Raw genomic sequence first — 14484 nt, forward strand, 5'->3', positions numbered from 1 at the left:
ATGCAGATCGTTCTCCGCGAAGTCCATGACAGCGATCTGCCGGTCTTCTTCCGGCAGATGAACGACCCCGAGGCCCTGCACATGGCGGCCTTCACCCCGAAGGACCCGGCCGACCGGGACGCCTTCGACGCCCACTGGAAACGGATCCGCGCCTCCGACGCCGTGCACCGCACGGTCCTGGCGGACGGGGACGTGGTGGGCAGCGCGTCGGTGTACGGCGAGCCGGGCGAGCGCGAGGTGACGTACTGGATCGACCGCGCCTACTGGGGGCGCGGCATCGCCACCGCGGCCCTGCGGGAGCTGGCCGCCCAGGTGCCCGAGCGCCCCCTGTACGCCCGGGCGGCCGCCGACAACACCGGCTCCCTGCGCGTCCTGGAGAAGTGCGGTTTCCGGGTGACCGCCCAGGCGTCCGGGTACGCCAACGCGCGCGGGGCGGAGATCGACGAGGTCGTGCTCACGCTGGACGCGTGAGACCGTCGTAGATGAGCGTCCGATGAGAAAAGCGGACGGATGGGAACGACTCGCCGCCGCCTGATCGTCTTCTGTGTGGGATGAACAAGACGATCAGGCGCGCATCGGTCTTCGCGCTGCTCCTGGTGTTCGCTCTGCTGATCCGAGCGACCTGGGTGCAGTTGTACGACGGCCAGGCACTCGCGGACGACAACGACAACCGGCGGAACGCGATCGGGACGTACTCCTCGCCGATCGGGAACATCATCGTGGCCGGAAAGGCCGTGACGGGTTCCGCGAGGACGACGGACAGCGACCTCGCGTACAAGCGGACGTACACGAACGGCAAGCTGTACGCGGCGGTGACGGGTTACGCCTCGCAGGCCTACGCCCCGACCCAGCTGGAGGGCATCTACGCCGACCTCCTCAACGGCACGGACAGCCGGCTGAAGACCGTCATGGACACGATCACCAACCAGCGGGCCGAGCCCGGTGATGTGATCACCACGATCGACCCCGCCGTGCAGAAGGCCGCCTACGACGCGCTCGGCGACAAGAAGGGCGCGGCCGTCGCGATCGACCCGACGACCGGCAAGATCCTGGCGGTCGTGTCGACGCCCTCGTACGACCCGTCCTCGCTGACGGACGCCAACACCGCGGGCAAGGCATGGAAGCAGCTCACCGCGGACTCCGACAAGCCGCTCACCAACCGTGCGCTGCGCCAGCCGCTGCCGCCCGGCTCGACGTTCAAGCTGGTGGTGGCCGCGGCCGCGCTGGAGGACGGTCTGTACTCCTCGGTGGACGAGAAGACCGTCAGCCCGGACCCGTACACCCTGCCGGGCACGGTGACCCCGCTGGGGAACGAAAGCGCCTCGGCGCCCTGCGAGAACGCCTCGATCCGGGTCGCGCTCGAGTACTCCTGCAACACCGTCTTCGCGAAGATGGCCGTCGACCTCGGCCAGGACAAGGTGCGGGCGATGGCCGAGAAGTTCGGCTTCAACGACGCCACGCAGGACGTCCCGGTGCGGGCCTACGAGAGCGTCTACCCCTCCGACATGGACAAGTCCTCCACGGCGCTGACCGGCATCGGCCAGTACGACGTCACGGCCACCCCGCTCCAAATGGCCATGGTCTCCGCGGCCATAGCCAACGGCGGCAAGCTGGTCTCACCGCACATGGTGTCGACCATCACCAACCACGGCGGCGACGTCCTGAAGAACTACGACGACGAGGCGACCACGCGGCAGATCGTCAGCTCCGGCACGGCGGAGCAGCTCCAGTCGGCGATGCAGTCGGTGATCCAGGACGGCACCGGCACCAACGCCCGGATCGACGGCGTCACGGTGGGCGGCAAGACGGGCACCGCCCAGCACGGCGAGAACAACAGCAAGACGCCGTACGCCTGGTTCACGTCCTACGGAAAGGCCGACGGCAAGGAGGTCGCCGTGGCGGTGGTCGTGGAGCAGTCGAACGCGGCCCGCTCGGAGGTGAGCGGCAACGGTCTGGCCGCCCCCGTGGCCAAGGCCATGATGGAGGCGGCCCTGAGGAACTGAGTCCTCCCGGTGGCTACTTGGCGCCGAGCACCTGCTCGATCGGGTCGATCGCGAAGTACACGAGGAACAGCGCCGAGGCCGCCCACAGCAGCCAGTGGATCTCCTTGGCCTTGCCCAGCACCACCTTGATCACGACGTATGCCAGGAACCCGGCCCCGATGCCGTTGGTGATCGAGTAGGTGAACGGCATCACGGCGATGGTCAGGAACGCCGGGATCGCGATGTCGTAGCGGTCCCAGTCGATGTGCTTGACCTGCGTCATCATCAGGAAGCCCACGGCGACCAGGGCGGGGGCGGCGGCCTGGAGCGGGACGATGGTCAGCAGCGGGGTCAGGAACAGGGCCAGGCCGAACATGCCGCCGGTGATCAGGTTGGAGAACCCGGTGCGTGAGCCCTCGCCGACGCCGGCCGCCGACTCGATGTACGACGTGGCGGAGGACGCCGACGCGGCGCCACCGGCCACCGCCGCGACCCCGTCAATCAGCAGGACCCGGCCGAGGTTGGGCACCTTGCCCTCCTCGTCCAGCAGCCCGGCCTCCGCGCTGATGCCGACGACCGTCCCCATCGTGTCGAAGAAGTCGGACAGGATCAGCGTGAAGATCAGCAGGACGACCGTGACGATCCCGACGCCGGTCGCACTGAAGGAGCCGAACAGGCTGAAGTGACCGATCAGCCCGAAGTCGGGGGTGTCGACGATCTTGTCCGGCCACGCGGGCGTGGTCAGCCCCCAGGTCTTGATGTCGGCGATCGAGTTGATGATCATCGCGAGGACCGTCATGGTCACGATGCTGATCAGGATCGCGCCCTTGACCTTGCGGGCGAGCAGACCGATCGTCAGCAGCACCCCGAGACAGAACACGAGGATCGGCCAGCCGGTGAGCGCGCCGGTGCCGCCGAGCTGGACCGGGACGGTGGTGTTGGCCGCGTCGGGGATACGGCTCACGAACCCGGCGTCCACGAAGCCGATGAACGCGATGAACAGCCCGATGCCGACGCTGATCGCCTGCTTGAGCGCCTGTGGGATGGCGTGCATGACGGCCTCGCGCAGGCCGGTCAGCACCAACACGCAGATGAGCAGGCCCTCCAGGACGACCAGGCCCATGGCGTCGTCCCAGCTCATCAGCGGGGCGATCTGGAAGGCGACGACCGCGTTCAGGCCGAGCCCGGCGGCGAGTGCGAGCGGCAGGTTCCCGCCCACGCCCATGATGATCGTCATCACCGCGGCCACGAGAGCCGTCGCGGTGGTCAGCTGGACCGCATCCAACTGGTGCCCGAACTTGTCCTTCGCGCTGCCGAGGATGATGGGATTCAGGACAAGGATGTAGGCCATCGTGAAGAACGTGGCGAAGCCGCCGCGTATCTCACGGGCGAAGGTGGATCCCCTCTCGGAGATCCGGAAGTACCGGTCGACGGACATGGTCGCTGCTCCTGGGTGCCTGAATGATCGGTGTGCGGATGCTGGCTGGATTGTTCCTGCGGTGAACGCGCTTCAGGTTTTCTCCGTGTTACGGATTCGGGGGTCGCCCCGTCAGACCCTGTTCGAAGACCCGTACGGGAACACGTAATCGATCGCTGCTACGCTTCCGCATCTCCGGCCGGCCACCCCCGGATGATCACATGTCATTCACATGACACACAAAGGAGAGGGAGCCCGTGGGCACAGTCGTCGACGACGCCGCCTCCGTGGAGTTCCACGCCTTCTTCGAACGCCACTATGCCGAACTGTCCCGCCTCGCCCATCTGCTGACCGGCGAGCCGGACGCCGCCGACGACCTCGCGGCGGACGCGCTGCTGGCGCTGTGGCACCGCTGGGACCGGGTGCGCGCGGCCGAACACCCGGCGGCGTACGCGCGCGGAGTGGTCGCCAACCTGGCCCGCACCCGTATCCGCAGCGCGGTCCGGGAGCGCCGGCGCGTCGCCCTGTTCTGGTCCCAGCGCGAGGAGAAGGTCGAGAACCCGGACGTGGCGGGCGTGGTCGACGTCCAGGAGGCGCTGCGCAGGCTGCCGTTCCGCAAGCGGGCGTGCGTGGTGCTTCGGCACGCGTTCGATCTCTCCGAGAAGGAGACCGCGCTGGCCCTGGGAGTGTCGGTCGGTACGGTGAAGAGCCAGACCTCCAAGGGGATGGCCGAGTTGCAGCGGCTGCTGGGCCCCCAGAACGCTCCGCTGAAGGTGCGTGCCACGATGGCGCGTACCGGTGACGCCGGAGGAAGGGACCGATGACCATGCAGCGGGACGTGCACGGCGCCCTGCGCGCCCGGCTGCGGGACGCGGCCGAGTCGCACGAGCCGAACCGTGAGCGCATCCTCGCCCGGGTCGAGCGCGGCACGGCGGAGCAGAGCCGCCCCGACCACCGGGCGACCCGGCCGCCGGTCTACGGCTGGGTGCGGGTGGTGAGCGCCACGGCCGCGGTCGCCTGCGTGCTGGGCCTCGGCGGGTACGCGGTGGCGTCCGCGGTGAAGGACGAGCCGCCCGCGCAGAAGTCGGTCGCCGCCACGGGGACGCCCACCCCCTCCCCCGACGCGACCAGCCGCCCGCCCGCCCCGCCGGCCACTCCGGCGCGGAACACCACCTCCACCCACCGGGCCGACAAGCCGAGCGGTACGCCTTCGGGCACGCCGAGCACCTCCACCGAGGTGCCCGCGTCCGGCGCCGAGGACGGCCCGCTGTGGTCGGACGGCTCGGTGGACACGCACAGCAACGAGTTCTGGGCACAGAGCAATGTGACCCTCAAGACCTCCGAGGAACTGACCTCGCTCACCGTCGAATTGCGGATCGCACAGACCGGCAGGGTCACCGACACCGGCGCCTGGCGCTCGCTGCCCGAGGACGACTTCACGCTGACGGTCGCCGAGCGGGACAAGTTCCTCGTCTACACCTGGGTGCTCAAGGACGGCCGTACGGTCCCGAAGGGCGAGTGGGTGTTCGCCGGGCAGTACAACCATGAGCGCGGTGGCCGGAACGCGAAGAACGACGTCTACACCGCGACGGCGACGGCCAGGTCCGGGGACCTCGCCGTGAAGGGTGGCTTCGCGGCGTAGGACGACGGGGCCGCGGGCGAAGAGGGCTCGTAGCCCCTTGCCGGAGGCTGTTCGGAAGGTTGCCCAAAAAAATCTCGGCGGTGCGGCAACCCTTTGGTCGGCGGCGGCAACTTCATGGGTGCACGGTCCGACTCCGACTCCCACACAGCCCAACGAGCGCTCCCTCACCACGAGTTCTCCCCTGGGGAACAACCATTCGGTCAGCTTGGACGTCCCTAGTAGTGCCTGGATGAGGAGTACGACTCCACAGACCTGCCGGCCTGAGCCCCCCTCGGCCCGGCAGCTGCCGGCTGGAGCCCCCCTCGGGCCGGCACGAGGAACGCCCCGCCTGTGACGACAGGCGGGGCGTTTCCCCGTTCGGCCGCCCAGCCGAAAACAACCGAAACTTTCGTTGCCTCTCATCGCGCACTCACCGATTGACGTGCTGTTTCCCACTCGTAGCACTCCGAAGGCGCACACAGCCCTCGACAGAAACCCCCACACCCCCACACCCACGGGAGCGACATGCGCCCACGTATCCTCCTCGTCGCCTGTCTCTCGCTACTGCTGGCCCTTCTCACCGCACCGCACGGTTCCGCCCACTCAGGAGCACCACCCGTGACCCACCCCAGGTACGCCGGCTATCTCTTCGCCTACTTCACCGGCGAGGGCACCGCCGACGGCGAGCAGATCCGCTACGCACTCAGCCGCGGCAACGACCCCCTGCACTGGCGCGAGCTGAACCAGGGCAAGCCGGTCCTGACGTCGACGACCGGCGAGAAGGGCCTGCGCGACCCCTTCGTGATCCGCTCCCCCAAGGGCGACAGGTTCTATCTGATCGCCACCGACCTGCGCATGTACAAGAACAGCAGCGGCAGTTGGGACGACGTCCAGCGGCACGGCAGCAAGTCGATCATGATCTGGGAGTCCACCGACCTGGTCCACTGGACCGACCAGCGGCTGGTGAAGGTGGCCCCCGACAACGCGGGCAACACCTGGGCGCCGGAGGCCTACTGGGACGACAGTCTCGGGGAGTACGTCGACCCCGGGCATACCGGCTCGACGTACAACAAGATGCTGCCTTCAGCGAGCCGAAGGTCTGGGACGACCCCGGCTACTCGGTGATCGACTCGACGGTCGTGAAGTACAAGGACACCTACTACCGCTACACCAAGGACGAGCGGGACCCCGGCTCCAGCTCGCCCTGCGCCAAGTTCATCACCGGCGAGAAGTCGACGAGCCTGACCGCCACCCGGTACGACCTGGTCGCGGACTGCATCGGCAGCGGGGCGATGGACCGCGGCGAGGGGCCGACGGTGTTCAGGTCGAACACCGAGAAGAAGTGGTACCTGTTCATCGACGAGTACGGCGGCCGCGGATACGTCCCCTTCGAGACCACCGACCTCGACTCGGGCAAGTGGACCCCGTCCACGAACTACCAGCTGCCCGCGAGCCCCCGCCACGGCACGGTGCTTCCGGTGACGCAGAAGGAGTACGACCGGCTGCTGGCCGCGTATCCGTCTGCTCCCACCTCGATGGTGGACGCGACGGCCAAGGGTCAGAAGGGGTACGCGATCGTCTCGGAGGACTCGTCGAAGGTGGTGCTGCCGGTGCAGACCGACACCGACCTCTCGCACCTCGCTCCGAAGATCGCCGTGGGCGAGGGCGCGAGCGTCAGCCCCAGGTCCGGTACCCGGCGCGACTTCCGCAGGCCGCAGACATACACGGTGACGGCCGCCGACGGCACTGCCCGCGGCTGGACGATCGAGGCCGTGCGGACCGGCAGCCCCGTCCTCCCCGGCCTCAACGCCGACCCCGACGTGCACTATCTGAACGGCGAGTACTGGATCTACCCGACGACCGACGGCTTCAACGGCTGGAGCGGGACCCGGTTCACGGCGTACTCGTCGAAGGACCTGGTCCACTGGAAGGACCACGGGGTGATCCTCGACCTCGGCGCGGACGTCTCCTGGGCGGAGAAGTACGCCTGGGCGCCGGCGATCGCCGAGCGGGACGGGAAGTACTACTTCTACTTCTGCGCCGAGCAGCAGATCGGTGTGGCGGTGGCGGACTCCCCCGCGGGCCCCTTCAAGGACGCGCTCGGCAAGCCCCTGGTGGCGAAGGGCGGTGCACTGCGGGGCCAGATGATCGACCCGGCCGTCTTCACGGACGACGACGGGACGTCGTACCTCTACTGGGGCAACGGGCACGGGTACGTCGTGCCGCTGAACGACGACATGACCTCGTACGACCCGGCGAAGATCAAGGACATCACCCCGGACGACTTCCGCGAGGGGTCCTTCGTGATCAAGCGGCACGGCACGTACTACTTCATGTGGTCCGAGGACGACACCCGCAGCGAGGACTACCACGTCGCCTATGCGACGGGACCGTCCCCGCTCGGCCCGTGGACCAAGAAGGGGACGATCCTGTCCAAGCGTCCCGAGTACGGCATCCTCGCCACCGGTCACCACTCCGTGGTGAACGTCCCCGGCACCGACGACTGGTACATCGTCTATCACCGGTTCGCCCTGAACGGGCCGGGGAGGCCGGGCGGGGACGGCATGCACCGCGAAACCACCGTCGACCGCCTGGAGTTCGCGGCGGACGGCACGATCAAGCCGGTGGTGCCGACCCTCCAGGGGATCCGGCCGGTACGGAACTAGCTCACGAAGTAGGTCGGGTTCGGGAGCTTGTACGTCCGGTCGGCGTAGCCGCCCTCCAGGTCGGAGTACTGGTCGCCGAAGTTGGCGATGATCTCGTACCCGAGGTCCTTCTCGATGTGCGCGCGGGTGCCGGACTTGTACTGCACGGTGGTGCAGGTCCAGGTGCCCGGCGTGGCGCAGGCGCTCAGGTAGGACGGCGGGTTCGCCTTGTCCTTGAGGAACACGTGGTCGGCGTCGAGGTTCACGTCGGCGCCGATCTTCTTCAGGTTCTCGACCGCGGCCGAGCGCTGCGCCTCGCTGAGGCCCGAGTTGTAGAAGACCTCGACGCCCTTCTTCTCGGCGTACTGCACCAGCTCGGGGCTGCCGAAGACGGCCGGGCGGTCGGCCCGGTTCACGTAGTCGGCCCACGTGGTCGAGTTGTACGTGTAGTTGTAGCGCTTCTCGTAGTCGAGGCTGAGCAGCAGCGTGTCGTCGATGTCGAAGACCACGGCGGGCCTCTCACCCTTGTGGTGCGCCTTGCGGACGGCCTGGTCGATGTACTTGCGGGCCGCCTTGTCGAGGGACGCCAGGTCCTTGGCGTACGGGCTGGTGGGCGACGCCTGGTAGACACCGTTCGCGTCGGCGGTGGTGCCGTAGTAGGTGTCGATGTCCTTGACCAGGAGCCCGATGTTGTAGGGCTCGTGCGTGGAGTTCGCCGTGGACTGGTGGGCCGTGGCCGCACCGGCGCCGTACACGGCGACGCCGACGACCGCGCAGGCGGTGGCGACGGCTGCGATACGCAGTGACTTATGCATGACAGAGGTTCTACGCGCGTCACCCCGGTGGGCGCGAGACCCGCCCGGTAAAAAACGGGTCAAGCGCCCTGAGTTCGGGGTTTTCGGAGGCCGCGTCAGTTCATGGTCGCGCCGATGGTGGTGCTGCCGGTCGTCAGGAACGTGGTGGCGGGCAGGGTGCCGCTGGAGCTGCGCGCGTTGTACGCCGTCGAGGCGTCCGTCGACTTGAAGGCGGGGGTGCTGATCCCGCTGTCCCAGTTGTTGCCGGACGAGGTCACCTTGGAGCCCTTGCTGACCGAGCCGCTGCCGTTGCTCACCGCGAGGTTCTTGCCGAGCTTCGCGGAGCTGGTGGCGAAGTAGTAGCCCCACTTGCTGTTGGCGTAGGCGGTGGTGCGGTTGATGACGAGGGCGCCGGTGTTGGAGTTCTCGGTGAACCCGTTGCCGGCGTTGCCCCAGGCGGCGGAGTTGTTGATGACATGCGCGACGACCTCGCCGTCGCCGCCCAGCTTGTAGCCGTTGCCGTCGCCCGCGAAGGCGGAGTCGGACCAGCGGTTGACCCCGTTGCCCATGGACCAGGTGTGCTCGACGGTGACGGGCGAGGAGAAGGACCAGAAGTCGATCCCGTCGTCCGAGTTGTTGTAGAGACGGGCGCCGGTGATGAGGTTGCCTGTGCCGGAGCCGAACTTCACGGCGATGCCGTCGGCGTTCTCGCCGTGGTTCGCGGCGTCGTAGTTGCCGTAGGAGTCGATGTTCTTGACGGTGTTGTTCACGGTCCCGTCGCCGGTGAGCGTGAAGCCGGAGTCCTTGCCGTTGATCGTCTTGATGTTGTTCCACACCGTCCCGGTGCAGGACTGGCAGACGACCGCGCTGTCCGGGGAGTTCTGGAAGGTCATGTTGGAGACGTTCCAGTAGTCGGCGGTCAGCTTGAAGATCCAGTCGCCGGCGGGCAGCGACGAGCCGTCGATCTTCACGGTCTCCGAGCCGTACGCGGTGAGCGTGATCGGCGCGGAGGAGCTGCCGTTGGCCGTGGACTGGAGGGTGGCCGTCGGGTAGTAGGTGCCGCCGCGGACCTGGATGACCGTGCCGGCCGTGGCGTTCTTGATGGCGTTGGACAGGTCGGTCGAGTTGCTGACGACCACGGTCGCGGCCTGGGCCTGGGTGGGGAGGGCGGCGAGGCCGACGCCCAGGGACAGGGCCGACAGCACGGTGAGAGCGGTACGACGAGACATGGTGAGCGGGTCCCTTCGTGTGCGGGTGGGGGGATGGTTCACAGGACGGCGTCGAGCCAGCCGAAGACCTCGTCCTGCATGCGGTCGACGAAGACGTGGCCGAGGTCGGGCCAGCTCTTCAGGTGCAACCGCTCCTCGGCGTGGCGGGAGTGCCAGACGGCGCGCAGCTTGTCGTACGCCACGCGGACGCCGTCGGCGGGGAACAGCGGGTCGAGGCCGCCGTCGAAGAAGAGCATCGGCCTGGGTGCGGCGATGCTCGCCACGTCGGGGAAGTCGAGGAACCGGGGAAGCCCGGGGTGGAGCATGTAGTAACTGGACTGCCCGCGCAGGGTGTTGTTGCCGGGCACCATCATTTCCTTGAGGCCGGTCATCCAGCAGACGGACGCGGTGGCCGCGATGTGGTCGGTCAGCGCGGCCGCCTGCCAGGTGCGGTAGGCGCCCATGGAGAACCCGACGGCGGCGATCCTCCCGGCGTTCACCCTCTTCAGTCCGGCCAGGAATCCGGCGGCGCGGGCGTCCTCGCGGGCCATGAGCCCGGCGAGGGAGGAGCCGAGGTTGTAGAAGGTGCTCGCCAGGGCCTGCTGCTGGTCGTACGTGATCGGGCCGCGGTCGCCCCAGCCGAGGGCGTCCGCGCACAGGACGACATAGCCGCGCCGGGCCAGCTCGTCACCGACGAACCGGCCGCTGAAGTACTTGTCGGCCCAGGACTGCGCGGAGGCGAGCCGGGTGTCGTCGTACCAGGGCCGGACCAGCTTCTCCTTGCCGATGTCGAACTTCGCCCCGTGGTCGTGGAGCAGCAGTACGGCGGGGAAGGGGCCGGGGCCGTGCGGGGTGAGCAGGGCGGCGCGGACCCGTTCGTGGTGGGTGAGGGAGAGGGTGACCAACTCCCTTGTGCAACCGTCTCCTTGGGTGCGGCCGGTGAATTGGGGCGCGTACGGCGTGCCGTCCTCGCGGTCGACGAGGAGGTGCTCGTCGACCACGGCCCTGGCTCTGGTCCGCCAGGCCCTGAAGTCCCGCACCGGTGAGGTCCCCCAGGCCAGCGGGAAGTGCAGCTCGGCCTTGAGTGCCGGGTGGAAGTCGGGCAGCGGGCCGTCCACGACCCCGGCCTCGACGGGGCTCACCGCTGCCCCGTCGAGCACGGCCGCTCCGGCGCCCACCACGAAGGCCCGCCGCCCCAGCGGGTCACCGGCGCTCATAGGGCCTCCAGTCCCCGAGGTACGTGCGCCGGGTGTGCACGGCGGCTTCGGCGGCGGTCAGGTGCGGCCGGTTCTCCGGTACCGAAATGACCGCGCCGGGACCGGAGTTGGCGTACTCCCAAAAGCGCATGGTCTGCCAGGGATAGGTCTCGCGCATGTTGGTGTAGGGCGCGACCGGGTCGATCCCGGGCCCGATCCAGGAGTCCCGCACCACCAGGGACGGCCAGGCGGTCGTCTCGTACGACGGCACCCAGGGGCGGGCCAGCTTGTACGCCCCGTCCTCGGCGCCGGAGGTGACGCGGGAGCGGACGGCGAGGATGCCGTGCGGGTTGGCGCGGGCCGTGGAGGGGGCGAAGACCATGCCCTTGGGGGTGAAGTCGACGTCCCGCCGGAGGGTGTGGAAGTGGCACTCCTCGAAGACGGCGGTGGCCCGGCCGAAGACGAAGTCCACGTCGCCCTCGATGTAACAGCGGCGGAAGTACTGCCGGTCGAAGGACGCGAGGGCGGTCGTCTCGGCGAAGAGGGTGTCCTGGTGGGCCAGGAGGCGGACGTTGTCGAAGTGGGTGCGGTCGCCGTAGGTGCAGGCGGCGACCGCCTGGGTGCCGGCGATGTCCGGGTGGTCGGCGCGCAGCCAGTCGTTGGCGAGGGTGAGGTCGCGGACGGTGAGGCCGGGGGCCGCGGAGGTGAAGGTGGCGGAGCCTGCGGTGCCGTAGGTCCCCGACCCGTCGGGCTTCGGGGTGCCGTTGGCGTGGTCGTACACGATGACCGCGGCGCGCGGGTCACGGCTCGCACCGCGCAGGGTCAGCTCCGCCTTGTCGGCGGGGACGCTGACGACCTCGCGGTACGTGCCCGGGTGCACGACGATCGTCCAGCCGGGGCCGGTGACCGCGTCCACGGCGGCCTGGACGGAGTCGCCGGGCCGGACGTGGAGGACACGGCGGGTGCCGGCGTGGGCCGGGGCGGCCGCCGCGAGGGCGAGTCCCGCACCGGCGGCCATGAAGGTCCGTCTGCGCATCTCAGCAGGTCTCCTTCCACGGCTGCCAGTCGCCGAGGTAGGTCTCCCGGGTCGCGGACTCGGCCTGCTCGCGGGTGAGTTGGGGCCGGTTCTCCGGGACGGTGATCCGGGCGCCGGGGCCGGTGTCGCGGTACTCGGCGAAGCGCTGGTTCTGCCAGGGGAAGGCGTCCGACATGTTGGTGTAGGGGGCGACGGCGTCGATCCCGGGGCCCAGCCAGGTGTCCCGCACCACGAGCGAGGGCCGGGCGGTGGTGTCGGAGCTCGGGACCCACGGGCGGGCCAGCTTGTAGAAGGCGTCGGGTGCTTCGCTGCTGACACGGCACCTGGTCACGAGGTGTCCGCGCGGGTTGGCGCCCGCCGTGGAGGGCGCGAAGACGAAGCCGTACGGCGCCGCCGCCAGGTCGGTCCGGTTCAGGGTCCGCAAGTGGCAGTGCTCGTGGACGGCCGTGGCCCGACCGAACACGAAGTCGACGTCTCCCTCGGTATAGCAGTGCGAGAAGTACTGGCGGGCGAAGGAGGTGAGGGCGAGCGAGTCGGCGTAGAGGGTGTCCTGGTGGCCGAGGAAGCGGCAGTGGTGAAAGGCGGAGCGGTCGCCCTGGACCTTGAGGGCGACCGCCTGGGTGCCGGTGATGTCGGGGTGGTCGGCGCGCAGCCAGTCGTTGGCGAAGGTGATCCACCGGGCGGTGAAGCCGTCGGCCTGGACCGTGGTGGTGGCGGAGCCGGTGGTGCCGTAGGTGCCGCCGCCGGGCTTGGGGGTGCCGGCCGCGTTGTCGTACACGATCACGACGTCCCGTGGGTCCTCGGAGGCGCCGATCCAGGTGGCCTCGGTGCGGGTGACGTCGACGGCGACGGTTTCCCGGTAGGTGCCGGGGGCGAGGACCAGGGTCCGGCCGCTGCCGGTGGCCGCGGTCACGGCGTCCCTCACGGTGGTGTGGTCGCCCCGGCCCCGGCCCCGGGAGTCGACGTAGAGGGTCCCCGGGGTGAGCCGGGCGGCGGGTGATCCGAAGCGGCCGAAGGGGCGCCTGCCGGCGGCGGTCTGGGCCCGCGCGGGGGCCGGGGGCACGGCGAGCGCGGCCACCGCCGCGGTGCCGGCGAGCAGGAAGCCCCTTCTGGACAGGGGGAGTCGGGTGTCGTGCGAGGACATGCGGGTGCTCCTTGGAAACGCGGCTCAGGGATGGGTTCCTCGCGTGCGGGGTGAGGTGGCCGGGGCGGCCGCTGGATTCCGCCCCGGCCGGTCAGGGGGTGGCCTCAGCAGACGTTGCCGGCGCCCGCGCCCCGGTCGACGATCCCCGGCACCTTCTTGGCCGGGTCGACCTTCGTGCGCAGGGTGGGTGTCCAGCCCGCGCCGGATTGCAGGGTCTCGGCGGGGATCTCGGCGTTGTGGACGGCGATCAGGTCGGTGAGCTCGCCGTTGACGTAGTTGTCGGCGGCGGTGAGCGGGGAGACGTTCCACCGCTTGAGCACCTTGGCCGCACTGACTCCCTGCGGCAGCGTGAACGCGTTGTGCTCGGCCACCAGTTGGGACTCCTTGCCGATGCCGAAGCTGTAGGCGTAGTCGTCGTTCGCCACGAAGTGGTTGTTGTAGGAGTCGACCTGTCCGAAGCGCACGCGGGGTGCGCGCTCGACGAGGTTCGAGAAGAGGTTGTGGTGGAAGGTGACCTTGAGCTTGCCCCGGTCCCCGGCCGCCGTGGACTCGCTGTCGCTGTTGCCGATCAGGATCGTCTTGTCGTGCTCGGTGAAGACGTTCCAGGAGGCCGTGACGTAGTTCGCCCCGCGGACGATGTCGAGTTCGCCGTCGTGCTGCTGGTAGAGCATGCCGAAGTAGGTCGGCGCGGCGCTGTCGGGGTGGCTGCCGTCGGTGAAGGTGTTGTGGTCCAGCCAGACATGGGTGGAGCCGTAGACGACGGCGGTGTCGTACTCGGAGTTCCAGTTGCCCTTGTCGCCGTCCGTCGGGTCCCACTGCGGGAAGCAGTCGATGGGGCTCTCGAAGGTGAGGTTGCGGACGATGACGTTGTCGACGGCCTTGATCTGGAGGCTGGCGCCCTTGAACCCGGCGTTCTTGCCGACGCCGACGATCGTGGTGTTGGCGGGGACGTTCGCCTTGATGGTCTGGTCCTGGCTGGCGGCGGAGGCGCGGCGCAGGCCCTCGGGGCTGTCGTCGGGCTCGGCGCTCAGGTCGGTGTCCAGGCCCCAGGCCTCGGGCGAGTACTTCGCCAGGTAGGCGTCGAAGTCGTACCCGGGCGCGGCGAGGGAGTCACAACCCTCGGAGACGGCGTCGATGGTCCCCTTCACCTTGATGATCTTCGGTGCGGTCCCGCCCGCGGCGAGGGCGGCCTTGAAGCCGGCCCAGTCGGTGACGGTGTACACATGGGCGGCGTCGGCGGCCGCGCCGCCCGTGGTGCCGGTGCCGTCGGAGGCCCAGCCGTCGCCGGCGGCGAGGGTCTCGCGGGCCGCGTCGTGCCCCTTGGCCTGGGCGGTGGTGCCGGTGACCGCGAGGACCAGGGCGGCGCAGCCCGCCACCGCCATCACCTTGGTAATGACATGATCATGACATTGCCGTGCGTTCATTGTGCGGCTCTCTTCTG

General features: G+C 69.2%; 11 protein-coding genes and 1 pseudogene. 5 read left to right on the top strand and 7 right to left on the bottom strand.

Annotated features, from left to right (window positions below; all coding sequences use genetic code 11):
- Together H293_RS0129395 and H293_RS0129400 are read left to right on the top strand one after the other, a co-directional pair.
- Positions 1-471: a GNAT family N-acetyltransferase gene (locus tag H293_RS0129395; RefSeq protein ID WP_020121404.1), complete on the top strand. Its 471-nt coding sequence runs from the start codon at positions 1-3 to the stop codon at positions 469-471.
- An 80-nt stretch (positions 472-551) separates the two neighbouring features.
- Positions 552-2003 carry a peptidoglycan D,D-transpeptidase FtsI family protein gene (locus tag H293_RS0129400; RefSeq protein ID WP_020121405.1) on the top strand — a complete coding sequence of 484 codons (1452 nt, stop codon included), beginning with the start codon at positions 552-554 and terminating at the stop codon, positions 2001-2003.
- A 13-nt stretch (positions 2004-2016) separates the two neighbouring features.
- On the opposite strand, the gene H293_RS0129405 is transcribed toward H293_RS0129400, so the two are convergent.
- Positions 2017-3420 carry an NCS2 family permease gene (locus H293_RS0129405; protein WP_020121406.1) on the bottom strand — a complete coding sequence of 468 codons (1404 nt, stop codon included), beginning with the start codon at positions 3418-3420 and terminating at the stop codon, positions 2017-2019.
- 236 nt (positions 3421-3656) lie between these two features.
- On the opposite strand from H293_RS0129405, the gene H293_RS0129410 reads away from it, so the two are divergent.
- The 3 genes and pseudogenes from H293_RS0129410 to H293_RS52900 all read left to right on the top strand — a co-directional run bounded on the left by H293_RS0129410 (position 3657) and on the right by H293_RS52900 (position 7686).
- Complete coding sequence (locus H293_RS0129410; RefSeq protein WP_020121407.1) at positions 3657-4223, top strand: SigE family RNA polymerase sigma factor; 567 nt, start codon at positions 3657-3659, stop codon at positions 4221-4223.
- Positions 4220-5041 carry a hypothetical protein gene (locus tag H293_RS0129415; RefSeq protein WP_020121408.1) on the top strand — a complete coding sequence of 274 codons (822 nt, stop codon included), beginning with the start codon at positions 4220-4222 and terminating at the stop codon, positions 5039-5041. Before H293_RS0129410 ends, H293_RS0129415 begins: the two co-directional genes overlap by 4 nt.
- A 504-nt stretch (positions 5042-5545) precedes the next feature.
- Positions 5546-7686: pseudogene (locus H293_RS52900) on the top strand (glycoside hydrolase family 43 protein).
- Here the strand turns inward: H293_RS52900 and H293_RS0129425 are convergent.
- The 6 genes from H293_RS0129425 to H293_RS0129450 all read right to left on the bottom strand — a co-directional run bounded on the left by H293_RS0129425 (position 7683) and on the right by H293_RS0129450 (position 14467).
- The gene (locus tag H293_RS0129425) at positions 7683-8480 is read right to left on the bottom strand and encodes an HAD family acid phosphatase (protein WP_020121409.1); all 798 of its coding nucleotides are present in this window, start codon (positions 8478-8480) and stop codon (positions 7683-7685) included. The pseudogene H293_RS52900 and the gene H293_RS0129425 overlap by 4 nt on opposite strands.
- Positions 8481-8575: 95 nt before the next feature.
- Positions 8576-9688, bottom strand: a complete 1113-nt coding sequence (locus H293_RS0129430; protein WP_028808298.1) for a right-handed parallel beta-helix repeat-containing protein — start codon at positions 9686-9688, stop codon at positions 8576-8578.
- Positions 9689-9726: 38 nt separating this feature from the next.
- Positions 9727-10884: a dienelactone hydrolase family protein gene (locus tag H293_RS0129435; RefSeq protein WP_020121411.1), complete on the bottom strand. Its 1158-nt coding sequence runs from the start codon at positions 10882-10884 to the stop codon at positions 9727-9729.
- Complete coding sequence (locus H293_RS0129440; RefSeq protein WP_020121412.1) at positions 10871-11899, bottom strand: pectinesterase family protein; 1029 nt, start codon at positions 11897-11899, stop codon at positions 10871-10873. Before H293_RS0129440 ends, H293_RS0129435 begins: the two co-directional genes overlap by 14 nt.
- Before the next feature lies 1 nt (position 11900).
- The gene (locus H293_RS0129445; protein ID WP_020121413.1) at positions 11901-13043 is read right to left on the bottom strand and encodes a pectinesterase family protein; all 1143 of its coding nucleotides are present in this window, start codon (positions 13041-13043) and stop codon (positions 11901-11903) included.
- Between the two features lie 104 nt (positions 13044-13147).
- On the bottom strand, positions 13148-14467 hold the full coding sequence (locus tag H293_RS0129450; RefSeq protein ID WP_028808299.1) for a pectate lyase family protein: 1320 nt from the start codon (positions 14465-14467) through the stop codon (positions 13148-13150).
- Positions 14468-14484: the final 17 nt, after the last annotated feature.

Source organism: Streptomyces canus 299MFChir4.1, assembly GCF_000383615.1.
Lineage (GTDB): Bacteria > Actinomycetota > Actinomycetes > Streptomycetales > Streptomycetaceae > Streptomyces > Streptomyces canus_C.

Bases quoted from the DNA above. Each gene is read 5' to 3' on its own strand.
- H293_RS0129425 (WP_020121409.1), bottom strand. From the start codon at position 8,480: ATGCATAAGTCACTGCGTATCGCAGCCGTCGCCACCGCCTGCGCGGTC.
- H293_RS0129400 (WP_020121405.1), top strand. From the start codon at position 552: ATGAACAAGACGATCAGGCGCGCATCGGTCTTCGCGCTGCTCCTGGTG.
- H293_RS0129415 (WP_020121408.1), top strand. From the start codon at position 4,220: ATGACCATGCAGCGGGACGTGCACGGCGCCCTGCGCGCCCGGCTGCGG.
- H293_RS0129430 (WP_028808298.1), bottom strand. From the start codon at position 9,688: ATGTCTCGTCGTACCGCTCTCACCGTGCTGTCGGCCCTGTCCCTGGGC.
- H293_RS0129405 (WP_020121406.1), bottom strand. From the start codon at position 3,420: ATGTCCGTCGACCGGTACTTCCGGATCTCCGAGAGGGGATCCACCTTC.
- H293_RS0129445 (WP_020121413.1), bottom strand. From the start codon at position 13,043: ATGTCCTCGCACGACACCCGACTCCCCCTGTCCAGAAGGGGCTTCCTG.
- H293_RS0129450 (WP_028808299.1), bottom strand. From the start codon at position 14,467: ATGAACGCACGGCAATGTCATGATCATGTCATTACCAAGGTGATGGCG.
- H293_RS0129440 (WP_020121412.1), bottom strand. From the start codon at position 11,899: ATGCGCAGACGGACCTTCATGGCCGCCGGTGCGGGACTCGCCCTCGCG.
- H293_RS0129435 (WP_020121411.1), bottom strand. From the start codon at position 10,884: ATGAGCGCCGGTGACCCGCTGGGGCGGCGGGCCTTCGTGGTGGGCGCC.
- H293_RS0129395 (WP_020121404.1), top strand. From the start codon at position 1: ATGCAGATCGTTCTCCGCGAAGTCCATGACAGCGATCTGCCGGTCTTC.